Origin of the sequence: Streptomyces sp. NPDC051217 (assembly GCF_044455465.1) — a bacterium.
Classification (GTDB): Bacteria; Actinomycetota; Actinomycetes; order Streptomycetales; family Streptomycetaceae; genus Streptomyces.
Genome location: NZ_JBITEV010000007.1, coordinates 71501 through 91557, shown reverse-complemented (window position 1 = coordinate 91557; position 20057 = coordinate 71501). Strand labels below are relative to the sequence as shown.

General features: G+C 69.5%; 18 protein-coding genes. 10 read left to right on the top strand and 8 right to left on the bottom strand.

The features are described 5' to 3' along the window. Nucleotides 1–14 precede the first annotated feature (14 nt). Both ACIBBB_RS17905 and ACIBBB_RS17900 read left to right on the top strand, forming a co-directional pair. Nucleotides 15–503 (top strand): hypothetical protein, encoded by a 489-nt coding sequence (locus ACIBBB_RS17905; RefSeq protein WP_398982935.1) that lies wholly within the window; start codon nucleotides 15–17, stop codon nucleotides 501–503. Beyond that, nucleotides 500–3481 (top strand): tetratricopeptide repeat protein, encoded by a 2982-nt coding sequence (locus ACIBBB_RS17900; protein WP_398982933.1) that lies wholly within the window; start codon nucleotides 500–502, stop codon nucleotides 3479–3481. The genes ACIBBB_RS17905 and ACIBBB_RS17900 overlap by 4 nt, the downstream gene beginning before the upstream one ends. Here ACIBBB_RS17900 and ACIBBB_RS17895 read toward each other — a convergent pair. Beyond that, complete coding sequence (locus tag ACIBBB_RS17895; protein ID WP_398982931.1) at nucleotides 3478–3798, bottom strand: WhiB family transcriptional regulator; 321 nt, start codon at nucleotides 3796–3798, stop codon at nucleotides 3478–3480. The genes ACIBBB_RS17900 and ACIBBB_RS17895 overlap by 4 nt on opposite strands. Before the next feature lie 193 nt (nucleotides 3799–3991). Between ACIBBB_RS17895 and ACIBBB_RS17890 the strand changes: the two genes are divergently transcribed. The 6 genes from ACIBBB_RS17890 to ACIBBB_RS17865 all read left to right on the top strand — a co-directional run bounded on the left by ACIBBB_RS17890 (nucleotide 3992) and on the right by ACIBBB_RS17865 (nucleotide 10420). Further along, nucleotides 3992–4807, top strand: coding sequence for a metalloregulator ArsR/SmtB family transcription factor (locus ACIBBB_RS17890; RefSeq protein WP_398982929.1), 816 nt, complete (start codon nucleotides 3992–3994; stop codon nucleotides 4805–4807). Nucleotides 4808–4847: 40 nt separating this feature from the next. Next, entirely contained in the window at nucleotides 4848–5447 is a 600-nt protein-coding gene (locus ACIBBB_RS17885; protein WP_398983389.1) for a dihydrofolate reductase family protein, read from the top strand. A gap of 173 nt (nucleotides 5448–5620) precedes the next feature. Further along, nucleotides 5621–6217 (top strand): HD domain-containing protein, encoded by a 597-nt coding sequence (locus ACIBBB_RS17880; RefSeq protein WP_398982927.1) that lies wholly within the window; start codon nucleotides 5621–5623, stop codon nucleotides 6215–6217. A gap of 235 nt (nucleotides 6218–6452) precedes the next feature. Next, on the top strand, nucleotides 6453–7865 hold the full coding sequence (locus ACIBBB_RS17875) for a family 2B encapsulin nanocompartment shell protein (RefSeq protein ID WP_398982925.1): 1413 nt from the start codon (nucleotides 6453–6455) through the stop codon (nucleotides 7863–7865). A gap of 327 nt (nucleotides 7866–8192) precedes the next feature. Then, a complete protein-coding gene (locus tag ACIBBB_RS17870; RefSeq protein WP_398982923.1) occupies nucleotides 8193–9509 on the top strand; it encodes a family 2 encapsulin nanocompartment cargo protein terpene cyclase in 1317 nt (438 codons plus the stop codon). A gap of 5 nt (nucleotides 9510–9514) precedes the next feature. After that, nucleotides 9515–10420 carry a geranyl diphosphate 2-C-methyltransferase gene (locus tag ACIBBB_RS17865; RefSeq protein WP_398982921.1) on the top strand — a complete coding sequence of 302 codons (906 nt, stop codon included), beginning with the start codon at nucleotides 9515–9517 and terminating at the stop codon, nucleotides 10418–10420. Nucleotides 10421–10435: 15 nt separating this feature from the next. Here ACIBBB_RS17865 and ACIBBB_RS17860 read toward each other — a convergent pair whose 3' ends face one another. Beyond that, complete coding sequence (locus tag ACIBBB_RS17860; protein WP_398982919.1) at nucleotides 10436–11398, bottom strand: alpha/beta hydrolase family protein; 963 nt, start codon at nucleotides 11396–11398, stop codon at nucleotides 10436–10438. Nucleotides 11399–11641: 243 nt separating this feature from the next. Here ACIBBB_RS17860 and ACIBBB_RS17855 point away from each other — a divergent pair, with 243 nt between their 5' ends. Beyond that, nucleotides 11642–12196 (top strand): EF-hand domain-containing protein, encoded by a 555-nt coding sequence (locus ACIBBB_RS17855; RefSeq protein WP_398982917.1) that lies wholly within the window; start codon nucleotides 11642–11644, stop codon nucleotides 12194–12196. 163 nt (nucleotides 12197–12359) lie between these two features. Further along, entirely contained in the window at nucleotides 12360–13616 is a 1257-nt protein-coding gene (locus tag ACIBBB_RS17850) for an LAETG motif-containing sortase-dependent surface protein (RefSeq protein WP_398982915.1), read from the top strand. 69 nt (nucleotides 13617–13685) lie between these two features. Here ACIBBB_RS17850 and ACIBBB_RS17845 read toward each other — a convergent pair whose 3' ends face one another. The 6 genes from ACIBBB_RS17845 to ACIBBB_RS17820 form a co-directional block, all read right to left on the bottom strand. Continuing rightward, nucleotides 13686–14411: a thioesterase II family protein gene (locus tag ACIBBB_RS17845; protein WP_398982913.1), complete on the bottom strand. Its 726-nt coding sequence runs from the start codon at nucleotides 14409–14411 to the stop codon at nucleotides 13686–13688. Between the two features lie 118 nt (nucleotides 14412–14529). Then, nucleotides 14530–15270: a 3-oxoacyl-ACP reductase FabG gene (gene fabG, locus ACIBBB_RS17840; protein WP_398982911.1), complete on the bottom strand. Its 741-nt coding sequence runs from the start codon at nucleotides 15268–15270 to the stop codon at nucleotides 14530–14532. Next, a complete protein-coding gene (locus tag ACIBBB_RS17835) occupies nucleotides 15267–15524 on the bottom strand; it encodes an acyl carrier protein (RefSeq protein WP_398982909.1) in 258 nt (85 codons plus the stop codon). The genes fabG and ACIBBB_RS17835 overlap by 4 nt, the downstream gene beginning before the upstream one ends. 14 nt (nucleotides 15525–15538) lie before the next feature. Continuing rightward, the gene (locus ACIBBB_RS17830; protein ID WP_398982907.1) at nucleotides 15539–16555 is read right to left on the bottom strand and encodes a beta-ketoacyl synthase N-terminal-like domain-containing protein; all 1017 of its coding nucleotides are present in this window, start codon (nucleotides 16553–16555) and stop codon (nucleotides 15539–15541) included. Next, the gene (locus tag ACIBBB_RS17825) at nucleotides 16552–17691 is read right to left on the bottom strand and encodes a beta-ketoacyl-[acyl-carrier-protein] synthase family protein (RefSeq protein WP_398982905.1); all 1140 of its coding nucleotides are present in this window, start codon (nucleotides 17689–17691) and stop codon (nucleotides 16552–16554) included. The genes ACIBBB_RS17830 and ACIBBB_RS17825 overlap by 4 nt, the downstream gene beginning before the upstream one ends. Further along, complete coding sequence (locus tag ACIBBB_RS17820; protein WP_398982903.1) at nucleotides 17688–19499, bottom strand: AMP-binding protein; 1812 nt, start codon at nucleotides 19497–19499, stop codon at nucleotides 17688–17690. The genes ACIBBB_RS17825 and ACIBBB_RS17820 overlap by 4 nt, the downstream gene beginning before the upstream one ends. Between the last annotated feature and the right edge of the window lie 558 nt (nucleotides 19500–20057).

Genomic DNA, 20057 nt, shown 5'->3' with positions numbered 1-20057 from the left:
CAGGGGGAATGTCGATGACGGATCCGATGTCGGTGCTGGCGATGACCGGCGCGACCACGATCGTGGCCGCCATGGCCACCAGCACCTGGGAGGGCGCGCGCGGCCGTGTCGCGGAGCTGTTCCGGCGCCGGGGCGAGGACGAGGCGACCGCGATCGCGGTGCAACTGGACGGGGACGCGCACCTGGTGGCCGACGAGGAGGACACCGAGGGTGTACGCGAGGAGCTGATCCGGCCCTGGGCCCGGCGCTTGGCGGCGCTCCTGCGCGAACACCCGGAAGCCACCGAGGAGTTGCGGCGCGTGGTGGAAGAGGTCGCGGCGGGGCTGCCCCGTACCGAGCACCACTGGACGCAGAACGTCACGGCGCACTCCGGCGGTACGGCGTTCGCCACCCAGGGACCGGGCAGCAGCGTTCATATCCACCGGCACATCACGCCCGAGGAGGCCGCGTCGGGCGACAGCGCGCCCGGGGACGGTGCCTCCGGGGACGGCTCCTCGGTGTGAGCGGGCCGGCACCGAACGGCTCGAACCCCGGGCCCTCCGCCCGCCAAGTGGTGCGTGCGGAAGGCGGGTTCGCGTACGGAGTGATCGGCGCGGACATCCATGTGTTCGGCGACGGCCGTCCCGTCTACGTCCTGCGGAACTGGCGGGGCGCGCCCGAGTCGGACCCCGAGTGGCTGCGCGAACTGCCCAGCAGGATGCTGAGCGCCCGGCACGAGGTGGTGCCGTTCACCGGCCGCGCCCACGACCTCGCGGAGCTGCGCGGCTGGCGCGACGCGCCCCGGCGGCTCTCGGCACGCTGGCTCCACGGTCCGGGCGGCCAGGGCAAGAGCCGGCTCGCCGCACGCCTGGCCGCCGAGTCGGCCGCCGAGGGCTGGCTCGTCGTGGCCGCCGTACGCGGGCCGGGGACCGTACTGCCACCGCCGGGCAGCCAGGACCTCCGCGCCGAGAACGCCGCGGGGGTACTGCTGATCGTGGACTACGCGGACCACTGGCCGCTGCCCGACCTGTCCTGGCTCCTCAGCAACGCGCTGCTCCACCACGACGCCCTGCCCGCCCGGGTGCTGCTCCTGGCCCGCGACACCACCATGTGGCCCGCCGTGCGCGCGACGCTGGCGGACGTGCAGGCGGCCACCTCGCGTCAGACGCTGGAACCGCTGGCGGGTGAAGGGGAAGGCGAGGAGGAAGGGGAGCCGGGGCGCGACGACCGTACGGGAATGTTCCGTGCGGCGCGCGATGCCTTCGCGGCCCGGTACGGACTCCCGGCGCCCGAAACGGTCGGACCGCCCGTGCCGCTGGCGGGACCCGAGTTCGGGCTCACCCTGACGGTGCACATGGCGGCGCTGGCCGCCGTCGACGCCCACCGCGACGGACGGCATCCGCCCACCGACGCGGCGGGCCTGACGACGTACCTGCTCGACCGTGAGCAGCGGCACTGGGCCCGGCTCTCCGACACACCGGGCCATCGCACGCCTCCCGCCATCATGAACCGCGCCGTCTTCGCCGCCGCGCTGACCGGCGCGGTGGAACGGCCCACCGGCACCGTGGCGGTTACCTCGCTCGGGCTGCCGCTCCCCGCCGAGACCGTGCTCGCCGACCACGCGGTGTGCTATCCACCAACCGGATCCACGGAACCCCCGGGCCCTGCCGACCTCGCGCCGGGCACGGTGCTCGAACCGCTGACGCCCGACCGCCTGGCGGAGGACTTCGTCGCCCTCACCCTGCCCGGCCACGTCGCCGACTACCCGGCGTACGACTGGGCGCCATCCGCGCTGAACGCACTGCTCCCGCACACGGACCGCGCCTCGCCGGCCCCCTGGCTGCCCCGTGCGGTGACCGTCCTGGCGAGCGGAGCCGCCCGCTGGCCGCATCTGGGGACGCTGCATCTGTACCCGCTGCTCCGTGAGGCGCCCTGGCTGGCCGTCGCGGCCGGCGGCGCCGCGCTCGGCACGCTGGTGAGCCTGGACGACATCGACATCGGGCTACTGGAGCAGATCAACGCGTACCTGCCCCGCCGCGACGACGCCGACCTGGACCCGGCCGCCGCGGTGCTGGCCGTGCGCCTCGCGGAGCACTGGCTGGCGGTGACGGACGACCCGGCGGAACAGGCCGTCGTCCATCTCAACCTCGGCTGGAGTCTCGGCGGGGCCGGCCGTTACGACGAGAGCCTGGCCGCCGAGGAACGCGCGGTCGCGCTCTACCGCGACCTCGCCCGCGCCGAACCAGCCGTCTACGAAGCCGACTTGGCCCGCGCCCTGAACAACCACGCGGGCAGTCTGAGCCGGGAGCGCCGTTACGACGAGGCGGTACGCGCCATGGAGTCGGCGGTGGAGCTGAGACGCCGGCGCCTGCGGCCCGACCAGCACGCCGACATCGCCGATCTGGCGCTCTCCCTGTCCAACTACTCCAACAACCTGGGACGTGTCGGCCGATGGCTCGAAGCGCTGACAGTCGACGGTGAAGCCCTGGAACTGTACGCCGGGCTGGCGGCGTCCCGGCCCGGCGAGTACGGCGGTGACCTGGCCATCACCCTGCTCAACTTCGGCAGCTCCCTGAGCAGCGCGCTACGCCTCGACGCCGCGCTGGCCGCGACCCGGCGGGCGGTCTTCATGCTGCGTCCCCTTGCCCGGAGCGCGCCCGCCGCTCACGAGGGAGGGCTGGCCCGGGCACTCACCAACAAGGCCCAAATGCTGGTGGACGTCGGAAAACCGCAAGAGGATCTGATCAGGAATCACGGGCTGTCGCCGTCGGAGGACCTGTTCAGGACGAGTGGCTGGCGCGGGGAGGCGTTGGAGGCGGCCGCCGAGGCGGTGGAGATCGGGCGTCGTCGGGCCCGCGCGAATCCGGCCGCCCTCGACGCCGACCTGGCCGGCGCCCTTCAGGTGCTCAGCACGGTGCAGCAGGCCATTGGTATGCCGGAAGAGGCGCGGACCACCGCCCGTGAGGCGGCGGTCTTCGAGGAGCGCAGCGATCCCCGCAGGCGGACACATGGCGCCCCGGAACGCGTGGAGTACGGCCAAGGGACCTACGACGTCGCGGAGGACGCGGTGATCGTTCTCTACCGGCACCTCCGCGTAGCGGAGTTGACCGTCCACGGCCCCGAACTCGCCGTACTGCTGCGGTCCCGGGCCCGGCGAGGGCCGACGCCGGATCTGGACACTCTGGCGGAGGCCCTGGAGATCGGCCTCCGCCTCGCCGACGCCGATCCCGTCACCCACGAGCCCGCGTATTTCATGGAGTTGAAGCAGTTCGGATGGGAACTGTGGTGGGCGGGGCGGCGATCCGAGGCCGTCGAGACGATGGAACAGGCCCTGGATCTGGCCCGTGCACTCACCACCGAGGATCGCGAGGAGTACGGCGAGCGGCTGCTGTGGGTCGCGGACTCCCTGGCCACGATGCTCAAGGGGGTCGGCCGCCGCCGCGAGGCCCGCGAGGTACGGCGCTTGGCCAAGCGGCATCTCGCGACCCTGGACAGGGCCTAGAAACCGCTGGCGGGCATGTGTTCGCCCTCGCCTTCCCCGGGCTCCTCGTGTTCGCTCCGGGCGGTCTCCAGGAGACGCCGCCAGGACGTGACGGTCGGCCTTCGCCGTAGCAACGCCCGGCGCTCCCGCTCTGTCATGCCACCCCAGACACCGAACTCCTCCCGGTTGTCGAGGGCATGGGCCAGGCACTCGGTACGCACCTGACATCCCAGGCACACGGACTTCGCCCTGTTCTGCTCCTGGCCCTGCACGAACAGGGTGTCCGGGTCGACCGCCCGGCAGGCACCCCGTGCGCTCCACTCCAACTGTGCGTTCATCGCGCCCCCTTCCCCTGGAAGGTCAGACGCTACAAAACGCTTCACCGTTGCGACAGATGGCAGTTCGTCGATCACTCCTTCGGGTGAGCGCTCATACGAAGCGCGAGGCGACAACGGAAACGCGGCCTCGCCGTCCCACGTCCGCCAGAAGCATTCCTTGACAAGAATATTCCCTGTGATGAATATTTTGGTCATGGACAGGATCGCATCAGCACTCGCAGACGCCGCGCGGTGGCGCATCGTCGAGCTCCTCGCGGAGCGGCCCCGGTCTGTCGGTGAACTGGCCGAGCTGACCGGTCTGCGGCAGCCGCAGACCACCAAGCACCTCCAGACCCTGGCCCGCGTCGGCCTCGTCACGGTTTTCCCCCTCGGGCAACGTCGCGTGTACGCGGTCGAGACGGCGCCCCTGGTGGCTCTCTCGCGGCGGCTGCTGGAGTTGGTCGGGACCGCGGACGCGCACGAGGGTGAGCGAGACGTCGTCGCGCGCTATCGCGCCGCCATCGAAGCGGAATCCGCGGTCGCGGACGGGGAGCGGTGGGCGGACGGGCGTACCTTCTCGTTCGAGCGCCTGCTGGCCGCGCCCCCCGACGCCGTCTGGCGGCACTGGATCGACTCGGACCTGCTCGCCTCCTGGTGGGCCCCGCCGTCGATGACGGTCATCGACGGCGCCATCGAGCCCAGGCCGGGCGGCCGCGTCGTCCTCGACTACCGGGATGCCGAAGGGCGTTACCGCTCCGCGGGCACGGTCCACGCCGCCAAGGAGCACGAACACCTCGTGTTCGACCTGTCGGTGCTGGACGGCGCGGGGGCGGTCGCGTTCACCGGCCACTACGACCTGACCTTCGCCGAGGCGCCGGAAGGCACCCGACTCCGTCTGGTCCTGCGCATCACCGAGACGACCGTCGACGCCATGCCCTACATCGCCGGGATCGAGACCGGCTGGGGCCAGGTGCTCGACAACCTCGCCGACACCGTCGGGCACGGCCCGACACACGTCCGAGGCACCTGACAAGACGTACCGACCGGAAGGAACGCACGACATGAACGACATGACCAACTCGACCGGCCGCAGGGTGAGAGCGAACATCAACCTGACCCTGGACGGACGTTACAGCGGTCCCGGGGGGCCGGGTGATCTGGGCGCGATCGTCCCGTACGCGGTCACGGAGGTCGCGCGGGACCATCTCACCCGCATCTGGGAGGGCGCGACGACCGCGCTCCTCGGCCGGCTCAACGCCGAGGGTTTCCTGGGGTTCTGGCCGCCGGTCGCCGACGACGAGAACGCGGATCCACGTGACCGCGGATACGCGAAGTGGCTGACGGACGCGGAGAAGGTGGTCCTCTCGACCACCTTGACCAAGGCGCCGTGGGAACGCGCCCGAGTGGTGAACGCCCCCGCCGCCGACGTCGTCACCGGGCTCAAGGCCACGGGCGAGGGCGACATCCTCGTCAACAGCAGCGCGAGCGTCATCAAGGCGCTGCTCGCGGCGGACCTGATCGACAGGCTGTACCTCATGATCTGCCCGGAGATCGCCGGGGGCGGGCGGCGCCTGTTCGACGACGGCCTGCCCGCGTCGAAGTGGACGCTCACACACCAGGAGACCGGCGACCTGGGCGAGACGGCCCTGATCTACGACCGCGCCCGCTGACGGCTCCCCGAGCCGCTCGCGCGCTCGTGGTGTCGCCTGCGGGCGGGGGCCCCGCATGGTGCCGGGGGCCCGCCCGCAGGCGGCAGGCCCAGCAGCCGGAGGGTCGCGTTCAGACCCTCTTCAGCCGTTCCGGTGGACCCGGTGTCGGCGGGCGGCGTCAGTAATCTGAACCGGTGACACCACCGGACGTCCTCGCCCAAGCCCTGCACGTACCCGCCGATCCGCCACTTCGGCCGCTGCCGGATCGGGTGGTGGAGTTGCTCCGGTCCCTGAACGCCCCGCCCCGGCTGGCCGCCCATCTGCGTGCCGTCCACGACGTGGCGGTTCAACTGGTGGACTGGCTGGAGCGGCGCTACCCGGACATCGCCGTCGACCGCGAGGCGGTTCTGTTCGGTGCGGCGACACACGACATCGGCAAGGCCGTGCATGTCGCCGAACTGTCCGGGCCCGGCTCGTCGCACGAAGAGGCCGGCCGGGAGCTGCTGTTGGCCCGCGGCTTCGGCCCGGATCTCGCCCGCTTCGCCGGGACCCACGCCTCTTGGACGGATCCCGGTACGACACTCGAAGACTTGCTGGTGAGTACGGCCGACAAGATCTGGAAGAACAAGCGCGTCCAGGAACTCGAAGACCTCGTGATCTCGCGGCTGGCACAAGCCACAGGCGGACAGCGGTGGGAGGAGTACCTCGCACTCGACGAACTGCTCGCGCACATAGGCGACGGAGCCGACCACCGGCTCAACTTCCAGGCGTCCTTCCCGGTGCGGGCGTAGAGGCCGCGCGACAGTCACCGACGGATACCAACCGCCGCCCCTGCAAACCTTGTTGGCGGCAAGATCATCGAATCGAGCTAATGGCGAAGGCTTCTCGGGGCCGACCTGGTGCACCGCGATTACTGTTCCACGGTATCTGGACGGATTCCCGGATGTATGCCCCGCTTCATCCTCTTTCCCGGTGTCAGTCACGCCCGCGTGCCGGCCACCGCCCTTACGAAGGAGACTTCGCTCGATGACTGTTGACACCGGCCCCGAAGCGCAGCTGGATTCGCCTCCGCGGTCCAGCCTGGGCACGGCGGCTGCCCGTAACCTTGCCACCACCAGCAAGTCCGCCCCGCAGATGCAGGAGATCACCTCTCGCTGGCTGCTGCGGACGCTCCCCTGGGTGGAGACCAAGGGCGGCGTCTACCGAGTGAACCGCCGGCTGAGCTACACGGTCGGCGACGGGCGGGTGGAGTTCGTCCAGGACGGTGCCGATGTCCGGGTGATCCCCCGGGAACTGGGCGAACTGGCCGTGCTGCACGGCTTCGACGATGTGGAAGTGCTGACCGCGCTCGCCGACCGGTGCGTCCAGCGCGACTTCCGCGCCGGCGAGACGCTGGCCGAGCGCGGTACGCCCGCCGAGCAGATCCATCTGATCGCGCACGGCCGCATCAACCAGACCTCCGTCGGTAAGTACGGCGACGAGACGGCCGTGGCCGTACTTGCCGACGGTGACCAGTTCGGTGAGAACGCGCTGCTGGACGCGGACGCCAGGTGGGACTGCACCGCCACCGCCGAGACCGCGGGCACGCTGCTCACCTTGGACCGCGCCGACTTCGCCGCCGTGGTCTCCGCCGCGCCCGGCCTCCAGGCCCACGTCCGGCGGTTCAGCTCACTTCCTCTCCAGCGGCAGAACCGTCACGGCGAGGCCGAGATCGCGATGTCGGCCGGCCACACCGGCGAGGCCGAACTGCCCGGCGCGTTCGTGGACTACGAACTGAAACCGCGCGAGTACGAACTCTCCCTCGCTCAGACCGTCCTGAAGGTCCACACCCGGGTCGCCGACCTCTACAACGGGCCGATGAACCAGACCGAGGAGCAACTCAGGCTCACCGTCGAGGCGTTGCGCGAACGCCAGGAGTACGAGCTGATCAACAACCGGGAGTTCGGTCTGCTCCACAACGCCGACTTCAAGCAGCGCGTCCAGCCCCACTCGGGTCCGCCCACCCCGGACGACCTCGACGAACTGCTCTGCCGCCGCCGCGGATCCAAGGTCTTCCTCGCCCACCCCAAGACGATCGCGGCGATCGGCCGTGAGTTCAACCGCCGCGGTCTCTACCCGGACCATGTCGACCTCGGCGGTCAGCAGGTCCCCGCCTGGCGCGGCGTCCCGATCCTGCCCTGCGGCAAGATCCCCATCACCAGGGAGAAGACCAGCTCGATCCTGGTCATGCGTACCGGCGAGGACAACCAGGGGGTCATCGGGCTGCGCCAGACCGGACTGCCCGACGAGCTCGAACCGGGCCTGTCCGTACGCTTCATGGGCATCGACGAGAAGTCGATCATCTCCTACCTCGTCTCCACCTACTACTCCGCCGCCGTCCTCGTGCCCGACGCCCTCGGCGTACTGGAGAACGTGCAGATCGCCGGCCGGCACGGCTAGAGCGTGTGGTGAGAGGCCCGTCCGGCTCACGGCGGCTGGCACGCGCTCGTGGCGTTGTCGGGTCGCCCGAGTACGCACGGTCCATCCACCACGCCGATCCTGCGCCTTGCGATCGCACGCACCAACGAGTCGTCAGCCGCTCCGCGGCGGGCGTGAGCCCCGCCCTGCGGGCGGACCGCGCTACTTTCACCACACGCCCCAGGGCGTGTTTCGAAACTCCCGTACCCCCTGGCGCCTCTCGTACCCGGCGGTCACGACAGCCCTTGCGTCCCGGGTCGGCCGTGCGTGCCCGGACACGGCACACCCACCCCCACCAAGGAGCCATGGATGCCCGACCCTGAGCTCTCTCCTCCGCAGTCGAGCCTGCCCGCGGCCGCGTCCCACTTCGGGGCGCACGTCCTCGCCGACGCGGCCGCGCGCGCCTGTGATGTCAGAGCCGTCACCGGCGGCCCGGCCCCGGCCCCGGCCCCGGTGCCTTCGCCGCCGGCCGCGGCGCTCTCCGTGGACGTCCCTGTCCCCGAGGTGCGGACACCCACCGCCGGCCTCGAACGGATCCTGCGTGGCCCCAGCGGCCTGGGCACGTCCGGCCTGTTCTTCGCCCGCCGCGCAGAGCGGGAACCGGAACCGGAGCCGGAGCCGGCCGCGTCGGCATCGGCATCGGCCGAAGGGATTCCGATCCCTGGTCTCTACCACCACTCCGTGCCGGAGCCGGACCCCGTACGGGTGGCGGAGGTCAGCAGCAGGATCAAGTCCTGGGCGCTGGACGAGGTCGACCTGTATCCCGACGACTGGGAGGACCAGTTCGACGGCTTCTCCGTGGGGCGCTACATGGTCGCCTGCCATCCGGACGCCCCCACCGTCGACCATCTGATGCTCGCCACGCGTCTGATGGTCGCCGAGAACGCGGTGGACGACTGCTACTGCGAGGACCACGGAGGCTCACCCATCGGCCTCGGCGGGCGTCTTCTGCTGGCGCACACCGCCCTCGACGCCTTGCACACGACGCAGGAGTACCAGCCGCAGTGGGCCCTGTCGCTTCAGTCGGACGCGCCCCGCCGCGCCTACCGCTCCGCCATGGAGTACTTCACCCAGGAGGCCGGCCCCTCCCAGGCCGATCGCCTCCGGCACGACATGGCCCGTCTGCACATGGGCTACCTCGCCGAGGGCGCCTGGGCGCAGCTGGACCACGTCCCGGAGGTGTGGGAGTACCTGGCGATGCGCCAGTTCAACAACTTTCGCCCCTGTCCCACCATCACCGACACCGTCGGGGGGTACGAACTGCCGGCGGACCTGCACGCCCAGCCCGCCATGCAGCGGGTCATCGCGCTCGCGTCGAACGCGACCACCATCGTGAACGACCTGTACTCGTACACCAAGGAACTCGCCGGCCCCGGCCGGCATCTGAACCTGCCCGTGGTGCTCGCCGAACGTGAGGACCTGTCCGAACGCGACGCCTATCTGAAGGCGGTCGAGGTCCACAACGACCTCATGCACGACTTCGAGGCCGAAGCAGCGGCTCTCGCCGCCGCCTGCCCCGTCCCGAGCGTGCACCGCTTTCTGCGCGGGGTGGCCGTTTGGGTCGACGGCAACCACTACTGGCACCGGACCAATACCTACCGCTACAGCCTGCCCGACTTCTGGTAAGAGGAATGGACTCATCTGTGACCAGCACTGACCGCACGACCGTCGCCGCCTCCCCCGGAACCTCCGTGTTCATTCCCTCTCCGGTGACTCCCTACCAGGGGGACATCGCGCGCTACTGGGACCACGAGGCGAGGCCCGTGAACCTGCGTCTCGGCGATGTCGACGGGCTGTACCACCATCACTACGGCATCGGCGATGTCGACCACGCCGCCCTCGGCCGGCCCGAGGACAGCGCGTACGAGAAGCAACTGATCGCCGAACTGCACCGCCTGGAGTCCGCGCAGGCCGAACTCCTCCTGGACCACCTCGGCCACATCGAACGCGACGACACGCTCGTGGACGCCGGCTGTGGCCGGGGCGGCTCGATGGTCATGGCCCACCAGCGCTTCGGCTGCAAGGTCGAGGGCGTCACACTCTCCGCGAAGCAGGCCGACTTCGGCAACCGGCGCGCCCGCGAACTCGGCATCCAGGAGCATGTCCAGGCCCGCGTCCGCAACATGCTGGACATGCCCTTCGAGTCCGGGCAGGCCGCGGCCTCGTGGAACAACGAGTCGAGCATGTACGTCGACCTGCACGACCTCTTCGCCGAGCACTCCCGCGTCCTTCGGGCCGGTGGTCGCTACGTCACCATCACCGGGTGCTGGAACCCCCGTTACGGCCAGCCGTCCAAGTGGGTGTCGCAGATCAACGCGCACTTCGAGTGCAACATCCACTCCCGCCGGGAGTATCTGCGGGCCATGGCCGACAACCGCCTCGTACCGCAGGCGGTCATCGACCTCACTCCCGACACTCTGCCCTACTGGGAGCTGCGAGCCACGTCCTCACTGGTCACCGGTATCGAGGAGGCGTTCATCAACTCCTACAAGGACGGCTCCTTCCAGTACGTCCTGATCGCGGCCGACCGTGTCTAGCGGCCGGGACACCCTCTAGGCCTTGGACTCCACCCGTCCGAGCGGGTTCGGGCCGGCGGCCAGTTCCTCACGTGCCGACTCCCAGGCGGGATCTCCGGGGTAGAGCTCCGTGCGGAGATAGGCCCAGGTGAGTTTCTGGATCGAGGACACCCGCTCGGGGTTCTCGTCGGTGGTCTCGGCCACGTCGTATCCGGACACCCCGCCGAGCCCGTGCTCGGCGTCGAACAGGGTGAGCAGGGACTTGGGACCGGGGGAGAGGACGTACGGATCGGTGTGCCAGTCGGGGCCCCGGACCGTGAGATGGGTGGAGGCGTCCTTGTCGCCGGCGACCACGAGCGTGGGTGTCGCCATCTTGGAGAAGTCCGTGGTCAGGAGGAAGGGAAGGTTCTCGGCCACGGACTCGGTGAGGGCGTCGCCGCCGCTGCCGGTCGTGGCGAGCAGTACACCCGCCTTTATCCGGGGCTCGGCCAGATTCACCTCCGTCCCGTCGTGCGGATCGGTGAGCCTGGCGCCGAGCAGCAGGCTCGCGGTGTGCCCGCCCATCGAGTGCCCGGCGACGGCGACCCTGCTCCGGTCCGGACGCCCGAGGAGCTGCGGGACGGCTGCCTCGATCGCGTCGAGCCGGTCGAGGACGCGCGTCATGTCCTCGGCCCTCGATCGCCAGAAGAGAGGCGCCCCGGGAGTCTCGGGAGGCAGGCTCAGGGTCGTGGAGCTGAGATGGGTGGGCTGGATCACGACGAAGCCGTGCGCCGCCCAGAAATTGGCGAGGGGAGCGTAGCCGTTCAGTGAGGAGAGGTGGTTCGAGTAGCCCTGGCCGTGCGAGAGGAGGATGACCGGCAGGTCGCTCCCGGTCACGGGTGCGGAGACTCGTACCTCCAGATCCAGGGCCCTGCCGGGAGCCGGCAGCACCACCGGACCGACCGAGAGGACGGGAGAGGACGGGCTGAAGGTGCCGGCCGGGTAAGTCGGTTCGCTCATGACGCGTATCCGCCGTTCGACGAGAATAAATCGGAGCATCGTTCCGTTTCAACATACGGAGCATCGTTCCGCTTTGTCAATTCATTCAGGGTCGGGCTCCTGGGTGACTCTTCGTACATATGTGCCCGCGTGACCTGGGGCGTGTCGCGACCTATGATTACGCCTAGTGACGAGGTGTCCGTCATCCCGGAGGGCGGGTGGCCGCACCGTTCGTGATTCGGTTCGGCGTCGAGGGGGTCGCTCATGGCCAGCGCGTTTCAGGAGCTCAAGCTCAGGGGGATGTTCGCCGCGTTCGACGCGGACGGCGACGGCTATCTGCGCGAGGAGGACTTCAGGGCGCTCGTCGCTCGCTGGGGCCGGCTGCCCGGAGTGGACGCGGGGACTGAGCTGCGCGCTCGGGTCGAGACGCTGCTGATGGGCTGGTGGACGGCGCTCCTGGAAGCCGGGGACGCCAACGGTGACGGCGGTGTCGACATGGGTGAACTGCTCGCGCTCGTCGACCGGTTGCCCGCCTTGATGGCGGACGTCACCGCCACCGCCGACACGATCTTCGACGCCGTGGACGCCAACGGCGACGGCCATATATCCCCGGAGGAACACCGCAGGCTCGTCGAGACGTGGAACGGGCAGTCCGTGGACATGACGGGCGTCTTCGAACTGCTCGACCTGAACGGCGACGGGCACCTCGGCCGCGAGGAGTTCGCGCTGCTGTGGCGCCAGTTCTGGATCAGCGACGACCCGACGGAACGGGGCAACTGGCTCTGCGGCCGGCTGCCCAACCACCCGGCCGGTGCTTGACCGCCGACGCGGTGGTCAACCGGCCTCGCGGTCCGCGTCGGCCGACGTCGTAACGCCTCCTGCCCGTACAACCGTTCCGCATCGGCAAGAGTCATAGCAAGGGAAGAACAGTTCTCCTGATGGACACCATGCGTTTGCCTACGTCCCAACAGAGGTTCTCTCCATGCCGATTCGCCCACAGAACCGTCGCGCCTCCCGTACCGTTGTCGCCGCGCTGGGCGCCGCCGGCCTGATCGCGCTGGGTGCGGCCCCCGCCGCCTTCGCCGACGAGGCCGCAGCCGAGCTGGTCGTGGGCGACATCGCCCCGATCGAGGGCGTGCGGCCGGGCAGCAGCCTCGATCAGTCGGTCACCGTGGCGAACAAGGGCACCACGGCCGCCGACAAGGTCTGGGTCTACTACTCCGTGACCCGGGGACTCGACTTCGCGGACGTTCCCTCCAACTGCGAAACGCACCAGGTCCCCTCCTACGACGAGATGACCGCCAAGTCGAACGTGGTGTGCGAGTTCGACCAGGCGGTGGAGCCCGGCGTCAGCTACGCGCCCGAGAAGCCTCTCGTGATCAAGGCGCTGGACCGCGCGCTCAACGACGACCTGCGCGTGAGCGTCGGGGACAGCGATCCGGTGCTGGACGAGTCCGCGACGACTCCGGTGGCCGGCACCGCGCCGGCGGTGAAGCTGGTGGAGCGCCGGCCCGGGGGAGCGGGCACCGAGCAGGCCGTCGACGTGCCGGTGACCTCCCTCAACACCGCGGACTACAAGGTGACAGGAGCCGTCCTGACGGGCGACGTCGGCGACACGGTGACGCTGAAGGCGCAGTTCAACAACACCGGGCCCGCCTGGGTGCTGACCAGGGAGGGGGACCCGCTCGTCGAAGTCCTGGTCACGCCGCCCGCCGGAACGTCGGTCGTCAAGCCCCACGGATTCTGCGAGCCCAAGGGCAAGGCGTACGCCTGCGGCACCAGCCAGAGGTGGGTCGACGAGGGCGGGGGCGAGAGCTACACCTTCAAGCTGAAGATCGACAAGAAGGTGGCGGGCGCCAAGGGCTCGGTGGCGCTGAGCACCGAGGACCGGCCGTTCGACCCGGACAAGACCAACGACAGGGCCGCCATCACGCTGGACGTGACGGGTGGCGGTTCCACCGGCTCGACCGGCTCGACCGGCTCGACCGGCTCCACCGGGTCCACGGGTTCGACCGGCTCGACGGGCAGTTCGACCGACGGCTCCGACGGCTCGGCCGGTGGTTCGTCCGCCGGTGACAGCGGATCGAGCACGACCGGCGGCTACCTGGCCGCCACCGGCTCCTCCTCGGCGACACTGCCGATCGCGGGCGCGGCTGTCGCGGTGGCGGTCGCGGGTGCGGGCACCCTCCTCGTCGTACGCCGCCGGGCCCAGAGCCCGAGCTGGACAGAGCAGAACTGACAAGCCGTCCGACGCGGGCGCGAGGCCCCGGACCTCAGGTCCGGGGCCTCTCAGCTGCCATGACTTCGGCTATCCGCCGCCCGGCCGGGAGCCGAGCAGCGCGCGTACCGTCTCGGTGATGCGCGCGACCAACTGTTCACGGTGGTCGTTCAGATAGAAGTGCCCTCCCGAATAGGTGTGCGTCCCGAGGAAGTTGTGCGTCAGCTGGGGCCAGCGGTCCAACTTATGACGGGCCACGACAGTGTCGTCCGACCCGCTGAAGACGGTCAGCGGCACTGGCAGAGTCGGCCCGAGAGTGTCCCGGTCCCAGGTGTCCGCGAGGCCCAGATCGCTGCGCATGAGAGGAGCGAACGCCCTCCACAGGCTGTCGTCGGTCAGCAACCGGTCCGGGATGCCGCCCGTGGTCCCGAGCCAGTCACGCAGCTCGGCATCCGTTGTCAGGCTCCGGCTCAGTGGCGGCCCCACCGAATCCGGCTGTGGTGCCCGGAAGGACGACACCCCGAGCCAGAGAGGGAGTTCGCGTCCTGTCTCCGCGAGGCGGCACGCGAACTCGTAGGCGACACGGGCGCCGACGCTGTGGCCGAAGAACGCGAACGGCCGGTTCAGCAGCGGCGTGAGGGCCTCGTCGAAGAACGCCACGAGTTCGGCGCAGTCGTCGATGAGAGGCAGTGCCTGCGCGTTGCCGCGCCCCGGCGCGTCCAGCAGACAGATGTCCCAGTCCTCGGGGAAATGACGCGTCCACCCCCGGTAGAGCAGATGGGAGCCTCCCGCGTGGTGGAAAAAGAAAAGGCGCACCACGGGGTCCTCGACGGGACGGCGCCGGGTGATCGGTCCCAGCGGGCCTGCGGGTCTCACTCGCACCCTCCACGTCCTCGGAGATTCGAGCCCTGCGTACGAGGGCGGGCCATGTCCTTCACATCACCAACCCACCGTCTATGCCCAGGACTTGGCCGGTGATGTACGAGGCGCGTTTGGACAGGAGGAACGAGACCAGATCGGCCACCTCGTCCGAGGTGCCGAACCGCGACAGCGGGATCTGGCCGAGATACTTCTTCCTGGCCCTGTCGGACACCTCGGCCGTCATCTCCGTCTCGATGAATCCCGGAGCCACGGTGTTGGCCCGTATGCCGAACCTGCCGTACTCCTTCGCCATGGCCATGGTGAAGCCGATGATCCCGGCCTTGGCGGCGGAGTAGTTGGTCTGGCCGACACTTCCGTGGACGCCGGCGATCGAGGACAGGGTCACCAGATTGCCCGCCCGGCGGCTGACCATTCGCTCTATGGCGGGACGGCAGATGTGGTAATTGCCGTCCAGGTTGGTCGTCAGCACCTCATTCCACTGGGCGTCCTCCATCGTGGCCAGCGGCTTGTCCCGGGTAATGCCGGCGGCTGTCACCACCGCGTCGACCGGACCGAGTTCGTCCTCCGTCGCCGCGAGGAAGGCGCGGCTCTCGTCCGCGTCGGCGACATCGACCTGCTGGGCGAAGACGCGGGAGCCGTGGTCGACCGCCTCCCGTTCGGTCTCCTTGGCGTCGTCGGAGCGGGACCGGTAGCAGAACGCGACGTCGAATCCGTCCTGGGCCAGCCTGGTGACAACGGCCCGGCCGATTCCCCGGGAACCTCCGCTCACCAGCGCGATTCGCCTGTCGGTCACGCCACCGACCCTTCAGCCAGCAGGAAATCGACCAGATCGCGCAGTTCGGGAAGATTCTGTATGGAGCCGATGCTGGAGTCCTTGACCGAAATGCCGTAGCGCTGCTCCAGCCGGGACGATATTTCCAGCACCATCAGCGAGTCCATGTCGAGGTCCTCGGCGAAGTGGTCGCTGTCACCCACCTCTTCGGGTTCCAGTTCAAGGGACTCGGCGACGATCGTGCGCAGTTCCTCGACGTCCACTGCTGATTCCATTGCGGACTTTCCTTTCATTCGGTGTCTCCACCGGTCAACAGAAGGGCGGCTGCCGCGTCATCGAAGTCGCCGCCTCCTGCGGATGCGAGCACGGCTTCGGTTCGGTGCGTCCGGATATGAACGGCGGCGACGGCGCCCTGCAGTACTCCCAGGGCGCCCGAGCAATCTCCCAGCCGCGCGGTGAGATCCACGCTCTCTCCCGCATCGGTGGACGGCGGTCGCACGAGAGCGCCGGTGAGCCGGAGTCCGACGGGGACGGGGGCGAGGGCCTCGGTTTCCGCGACAGTGGACGCGAGTTCGGCCCCGCGGGTGTACGCCGCCAGGCGCGCGTAGACGCCCGGCCGACGTACGGAGCCATCAGCGGAAACTCGGACCGAGGCTTCGGCCACCGATTCGAGCACCACCGCGCACGCCACGTCGGAGGCTGCCGCGCCGAGCAGCTTGTCGGCATGTACGGTGGCCGGTTCGACACCGACCACGACCGCTCTGCGGCAGCGCCCCGCCAGGATGAGGTTCCGGGCCCAATGCAGAGCGTCCAGGCCGCTGGTGGCGCCGTTGCAGACGGTGAGGTTGGGGCCGCGCAGCCCGTACCGGATGGCGACCCAGCCGGCGACGACATTGCTCGACGTCTGCGGCAGACCGAGCGGACTGAGCCCGATGACCGTCTCGCGGGAGACGGTGTCGGTGAAGTCGCAGACCGTCTGCAACGAGCCCAGGTTGGAGCTGACCACCACGGCGGTGGCGTCGCCCGTCCCCAGGAGGCGCCCCTTCTCGTCGAGAAGACCGGCGTCGGCGAGCGCCTGTTCGGCGGCGTACAGGGCGAGGCGCGAGGCGCGGTCCTTGTGCCGCATCTCCCGGCCCTTCAGGGCCGTTGCGGGATCGAAGCCGTCCGCGGGTGGCCGGTCGGCGAGCAGGTCGCCCACGGACCGCAGACCGGGGACGGCGAGCCCGACGCCGGTGACAACGGTCCCTCGCGCCTTGGCGTGTGCCGGATCCGCGAGGCGCGCGTCGGTCGTCGCTGTGTGGGTCATGCCGCCGCCTCGACCAGCGCGACCGCGTTGATTCCGCCCAGGCCGAACGCGTTGATCTGCGCCGTGGTGATGTCGGCCGCGGTGGCCCCGCCACGGACCAGGGCGAGTCCGGCCGCCTGCTCGATGGGATCGGCGAGGCCGAGGACCGGCGGCACGGTGCTCCGCTCCATCGCCAGCACGGCGACGACCAGACTGAGCAGTCCGGAACCTCCCAGGGTGTGCCCCGTCATGGATTTGATGGCCGTCATCAACGGGGCGTGGGCGCGGCCCGTACCCGCGAACACCTCCGACAGGACGGCGGCTTCGGTCTCGTCGTTTCGGGGCGTACCGCTGCCGTGCAGCATCACCAGGTCGATGTCCTCCGAGCTGACGCCGGCACGCCGATGGGCGTCGAGAACGGCCGAACGTACGCCTTCGGGGTCGGGAGCGGTGGCGTGCTGGGCGTCGCAGTTCATGCTGACGCCCGTCAGCCGGGCGAGCGGACGCCGCTCGTGCGTACCCGGGCGCTGGAGGACGACCGCTACGGCTCCCTCACCCATCAGCATGCCCTTGTGCGTCACGTCGAACGGCCGCAGCTCTTGCGGCGATTCGTTCTGCACCCGGTCCAGCATTCCGAAGGCACTCTCGGTGATGGAGTCCGTGCCCGCGACCACGACCGTGTCGGTCATGCCGCAGTCGAGCATGTCGGTGGCCAGACCCAGTGCGTAGAGCGAGGCTGAGCAGGCGTTGGCGAAGGTGTACGTGGAGACCGCGCCGAACGCGTCGCGCAGGGCGCCGCCGAAGTGGAGGTCCGACGGGCGGACCGGGACGCCCTCGGTCCACCACAGTTCCGTGCTTCGCTGCTCCCGCAGCGTCGTTCCGACGAGCACCGGCGTCCGGGAGAGGTCTTCGGACAGGCCCGCGTCGGCGAGAGCCTGCCGGACGGCGAGGACCAGCCACTTGGTCGCCCGCCAAGGCTCGTCGCGTAAACCGGTGCGGTCGTCGATCTCGTAGGCGTGGCGGGTCCGGTACTTGGTGCTGTCGAAGGCCTTGAGCGGGTTGCGCGTCTCCTGCCCGGCGCAGAGCGCGTCGAATATCTGCCCGGGTGTACGGCCGATGTTGGCGATCGCCCCATTGCCGGTGATGTCCCAGGTCATGACTGACTCACCCGCTTCCGCAGCTGGAAGGAGGCCAGCTTTCCGGTGGAGGTCACCGGCAGCTTGTCGAGGAACTCCACCCGCGCCGGCCGCTTGAAGGGCGCCAGCCGGCTCCGGATCGCGGCCGTGATGGAGCGGCGGATCCGATCGGTGTCGGAATCGGGGTCGGCGACGGCGTACAGAACCGCCTGCTCCAGCCCGTTCGCGTCGGCCTGGCCCACCACCACGCACTCCCGGACGCCTTCGACGCCGCGTACCACCGCCTCGATCTCGCCGGGCGGGACCTTGTAGCCGCCCAGATTCAGCAGGTCGTCGGCGCGGCACAGATGCACCACGGTGCCGTCGGCGTTGCGGATCGCGATGTCGCCGGTGTACACACCGCCGTCGGCGAAGGTCGCGGCAGCGGCGTCGGGCCTGCCTATGTAGCCGAGCGCGACCGTGGGTCCGCTGATGTGGAGACGGCCTTCGACGCCGTCGGCCACCGGGAGGCCCTCGGCGTCACGGATGGTGGCCCGTACGTCGGGTACGGCCAGTCCGATCGTCCCGGGCATCGGCCGGTCGGCAGGGGTGGCCACGACGATGTGCAGTACCTCCGTCGCACCGAGCCCGTTGATCAGATCGGCGGAGAAGGTCTCCTGGATACGCTCGCTCAGCACGGCCGGCAGATGTTCGCCGGCGGCGACGCACAGCCGCACCGATTCCGTCCGGGGGTCCCCGCCGGAGGCGGCGGCGTCGGCCAGCGCCGCGTACATGCGCGGCACCGACCACATCACCGTCGGCCGGTACTGGTCGAGCGCGGCCGTCACGGTGTGCAGGTCGACGCTGCCGCGCATGAGCACCGCCCGAGCACCGGCCGCGAGCGGGAAGAGCACCGTTCCGCCGAATCCGTACCCGAAGGACATACGCGCCGTGGACAGCACCGTGTCGTCCTCGCGCAGATCCAGCAGCGAACCGAATCCGGCCAGGGCCGCCTCGATGGCACCCGCGCTGTGCCGAACCCCCTTGGGCAGGCCCGTACTTCCCGATGTGTACTGGATCAGCGCCTCGCGGTCCGACGGCCAAGATACGGCGCTGTCCGTGCCGCCGCCGGAGCTCTCGGCGCTGTCCGCGCTGTCCGCGCGGATGTCCTGGCCGGCGATCCGGCTCCGGTCCGAGAAGAGGGTTTCCAGGGCTCGCTGCCGCTTGGGCGCGGCATCGAGGTGGATCACGCTCGCCCCGCAGTCGTCGGCGATGTAGGCGATCTCCTCGTCGTTGAGGAGGGGACTGACGACAGCGGGCACGCATCCGTGCCACCACATGCCGAGGACAGCCGCGACCGTGGTGACGGAATCGTCGGCGACGATCAGTCCACGCGTGCCGGCGGGAGTGCCCTTCGCGGCGAGCGTTCCCGCGTACCGCACGGCCGCGTCGTGCAGCTCTCGGTAGGAGACGTCACCGGAATCGGGGTCTGTGTACGCGATCCGCTCCCCACGCCCCTGGGCGAGGTGGGATTCCACCAGCCGCTCGACGAGGTCGACGAGCTCGGGCCCCGTCTCCGGGCGCGCCGCTGGCGGATTGTCCACTTTGCCCAGCAGGACGGCCATGGAATCCGCCACGCAGCGCATGCCCGCCGCGTCGACGGGACTGAGCTTGACTTTGAATTCTTTCTCGACGCGGACGACGACCTCGGTTTTCTCCAGGGAATCGAGGCCGAGGTCTTCGAAAAAGAGAGCGTCGTCCTCGATGCTTGCTTCGTCCGTTTCAAGAACTTCGGCCACGATCGTCCGCAGCCTTTGCAGCGGTGTGCCGATATTCGCTATGTGGGACACAGGTGATACTCCCTCAAAATACTTCACTGTCCGAGGATGGCGAATCATCACTTGAGCACAGTTTTCAAAGCGGCGCGCCGAACGACCGGCGGCCTTAACAAGCCATAATCGAACCAGGTGCATCGGTACCCTTGGACACGGATTTCGCAAACGTCTAAAAATGGTCGCTCGTGCCGGTGGTCCGTCGACGTCGGACGCTTCTCGACGAGGCATCGACACGCGTAAACCCGCGCCCTCTTACCGCACTAAAAAGGGAAATACCGGTGTGTGCGGCGATCAAACAGAGATGGCGGAAAATGCTTTCCAGAACCGGATCTGTGTCGGGCGGTGGCGCCACCCCGGGCGTCCTGAAATCGCCTGACGGCGGTCAAGGCAGACGTCGGCCGCCCCTACCGGGTCGAGTGGTGACGTTTCGCGCTCGCACATGAATATGAAGACGTCGGGAAGGTGTCCGAACAGCCCTCTCGTAAAGGTGTGAGCTGAATATAGTTCGCGTGCGGTCGTGTGGAATCTCGGCGCCCGCTGTCCGGCGGCGGGGAGTACGCGAGGTCGGCCATC

What these genes read in the sequence shown, in the direction of transcription:
- ACIBBB_RS17905 (WP_398982935.1), top strand. Translation starts at nt 15, where the DNA reads ATGACGGATCCGATGTCGGTGCTGGCGATGACCGGCGCGACCACGATC.
- ACIBBB_RS17895 (WP_398982931.1), bottom strand. Translation starts at nt 3,798, where the DNA reads ATGAACGCACAGTTGGAGTGGAGCGCACGGGGTGCCTGCCGGGCGGTC.
- ACIBBB_RS17890 (WP_398982929.1), top strand. Translation starts at nt 3,992, where the DNA reads ATGGACAGGATCGCATCAGCACTCGCAGACGCCGCGCGGTGGCGCATC.
- ACIBBB_RS17885 (WP_398983389.1), top strand. Translation starts at nt 4,848, where the DNA reads ATGACCAACTCGACCGGCCGCAGGGTGAGAGCGAACATCAACCTGACC.
- ACIBBB_RS17875 (WP_398982925.1), top strand. Translation starts at nt 6,453, where the DNA reads ATGACTGTTGACACCGGCCCCGAAGCGCAGCTGGATTCGCCTCCGCGG.
- ACIBBB_RS17870 (WP_398982923.1), top strand. Translation starts at nt 8,193, where the DNA reads ATGCCCGACCCTGAGCTCTCTCCTCCGCAGTCGAGCCTGCCCGCGGCC.
- ACIBBB_RS17865 (WP_398982921.1), top strand. Translation starts at nt 9,515, where the DNA reads ATGGACTCATCTGTGACCAGCACTGACCGCACGACCGTCGCCGCCTCC.
- ACIBBB_RS17860 (WP_398982919.1), bottom strand. Translation starts at nt 11,398, where the DNA reads ATGAGCGAACCGACTTACCCGGCCGGCACCTTCAGCCCGTCCTCTCCC.
- ACIBBB_RS17855 (WP_398982917.1), top strand. Translation starts at nt 11,642, where the DNA reads ATGGCCAGCGCGTTTCAGGAGCTCAAGCTCAGGGGGATGTTCGCCGCG.
- ACIBBB_RS17850 (WP_398982915.1), top strand. Translation starts at nt 12,360, where the DNA reads ATGCCGATTCGCCCACAGAACCGTCGCGCCTCCCGTACCGTTGTCGCC.
- ACIBBB_RS17835 (WP_398982909.1), bottom strand. Translation starts at nt 15,524, where the DNA reads ATGGAATCAGCAGTGGACGTCGAGGAACTGCGCACGATCGTCGCCGAG.
- ACIBBB_RS17830 (WP_398982907.1), bottom strand. Translation starts at nt 16,555, where the DNA reads ATGACCCACACAGCGACGACCGACGCGCGCCTCGCGGATCCGGCACAC.
- ACIBBB_RS17825 (WP_398982905.1), bottom strand. Translation starts at nt 17,691, where the DNA reads ATGACCTGGGACATCACCGGCAATGGGGCGATCGCCAACATCGGCCGT.